General features: G+C 77.9%; 1 protein-coding gene. It reads left to right on the forward strand.

What is annotated here, in order from left to right; translation table 11 throughout:
• The coding region (locus tag AE652_RS40120; protein WP_049660657.1) for a S8 family serine peptidase at window positions 1-2,137 on the forward strand (2,137 nt) is incomplete at both ends.

Below are 2,137 nucleotides of genomic sequence, written 5' to 3' on the forward strand. Positions count from 1 at the left end.
CCGGCCTCGCGGTCAGCGCGCCCGCCGACCGGCTGCCCGCGCTGCGGGCGCTGCCGGGCGTCCGGGCCGTCCACCCGATCGTCGCCAAACGGCGCGACAACGCCCACTCCGTCCCGCTGACCGGCGCCCCGCAGGTCTGGGCCGGCGACCAGGCGGCCGGCACCGGCCGGGGCACCCGGATCGGGATCATCGACAGCGGCATCGACTACACCCACGCCGACTTCGGCGGCCCCGGCACCGAGGAGGCGTTCCGCTCGGTCGAGCGCGGCAGGCCCGCGCCGCCCGCGCTGTTCCCCAACGCCAAGGTGGTCGGCGGCAAGGACCTGGTCGGCGACGACTACGACCCCGACCCGGCCTCCCCGCACTACCAGCCGGTGCCGCACCCCGGCGACAACCCGATCGACTGCGTGCGCAACGGGCACGGCACCCACGTGGCCGGCACCGCGGCCGGGTACGGCGTCACCGCGGACGGCCACCCGTACACCGGTCCGTACGGGCCCGGGCTGGATCCGGCCGGCTTCCGGATCGGCCCCGGCACCGCCCCGGGCGCGCAGCTGTACGCGATCCGGGTGTTCGGCTGCGACGGCTCCACCGACCGGGTCACCGAGGCGCTCGACCTGGCCGCCGACCCGAACGGCGACGGCGACCTGAGCGACCGGCTGGACGTCGTCAACCTCTCGCTCGGCAGCCACTTCGGCAGCACCGACGACACCGACGCCCTGGCCGCCGACCGGCTCGCCGAGCTCGGCACCGTCGTGATCGCGGCGGCGGGCAACGACGGCGACGTGTACGGCATCGGCGGCAGCCCCGGCACCGCCGCCCGGGCGATCACCGTCGCCGCCTCGGTGCACGGCCACGCCGACGTGGACGGCATCACCGTGCTCGCCCCCGCCGCCCAGGCCGGGGTCGTCCCGGCGCACTGGAGCGAGCGCTACCAGGGCTGGTCCACCGCCGACGTCAGCGGCGAACTCGCCCTGCCCGCCGACCAGTCGGACGGCTGCACCGAGTTCGGCGAGGCCGACCGGCAGCGGCTGAAGGGGCGGATCGCGCTGCTCACCTGGCACACCCGGGAAGCCGACCGGGCCTGCAACTCCGGCCCGCGCGCCGACCACGCCGCCGACGCGGGCGCGATCGGCGCCCTGTACGCCGCCGACTCCGACCACCTCGCCGAGATCTCCGGCGACGACCGGATCCCGGCCGTGCTGCTGGGGCGCGCCGACGGCGAGCGGCTGCGGCAGGCCGCGGCCGCCGGGCCGGTGACGGTCCGGCTCGCCGCGCCCGGCAACCCGCTGCACGGCTCCGTCGCCCAGGACCAGCCGGCCCGGATCGACACCATGACCGACTTCAGCTCGCGCGGCATCGGCGTGCCGGGCGTGGTCAAGCCCGACCTGGCGGCCCCCGGCGAGGGCATCTGGTCCAGCCTGGTCGGCAGCGGTACCGGCGGCCAGCGCGAGAGCGGCACCTCGATGGCCGCCCCGCACGTGGCCGGGCTCGCCGCGCTGGTCCGCGCCGCGCACCCGGACTGGCCGGTCGAGCAGGTCAAGGCCGCGCTGATGAACACCACCGAGGACACCTTCCTCGGCGACGAGCACAGCGGGCCGGTCTACGGGCCCGAGCGCACCGGGGCCGGGAGGGTCCGGGTGGACCGGGCGGTCCGCACGCCCGCCGTCGCCTACGCGGCGGGGGAGGGCGCCGTGGAGGGCGGGGTCGGGGTCTCCTTCGGGCCGGTCGAGGTCGGCGGGCCGACGGCGGTGACCCGGGAGATCGAGGTGCGCAACACCTCGAACGCGCCACTGGCGTACCGCACCTCGTACGCGGCCGCCACCCTGCTGCCGGGCGCCTCCTACCAGGTGGCACCGGCCCGGGTGGACGTCCCGGCGGGCGGCACCGCGCGGGTACGGGTCACCCTGGCCGTGCCGGGGGAGCTGGGGCGCGCGCCCGACCCGACCATCGACACCGTGCAGGGCGGCCGGGCCCGCAGCTACCGGGGCGAGCTCTCCGGCCGGGTGCTGCTCACCCCGGTCGGTGGCGACGCGCTCCCGCAGCTGCGGATCCCGGTGCTGGCCGCCCCGCGCCCGACCGGCGACCTCACGGCGGCGGCCACCGTCCGCACCGCCCGGGACGGCACCCTGGTCAC

It is taken from the genome of Kitasatospora sp. MY 5-36 (assembly GCF_001182915.1).
In the GTDB taxonomy this organism is placed as follows: domain Bacteria; phylum Actinomycetota; class Actinomycetes; order Streptomycetales; family Streptomycetaceae; genus Kitasatospora.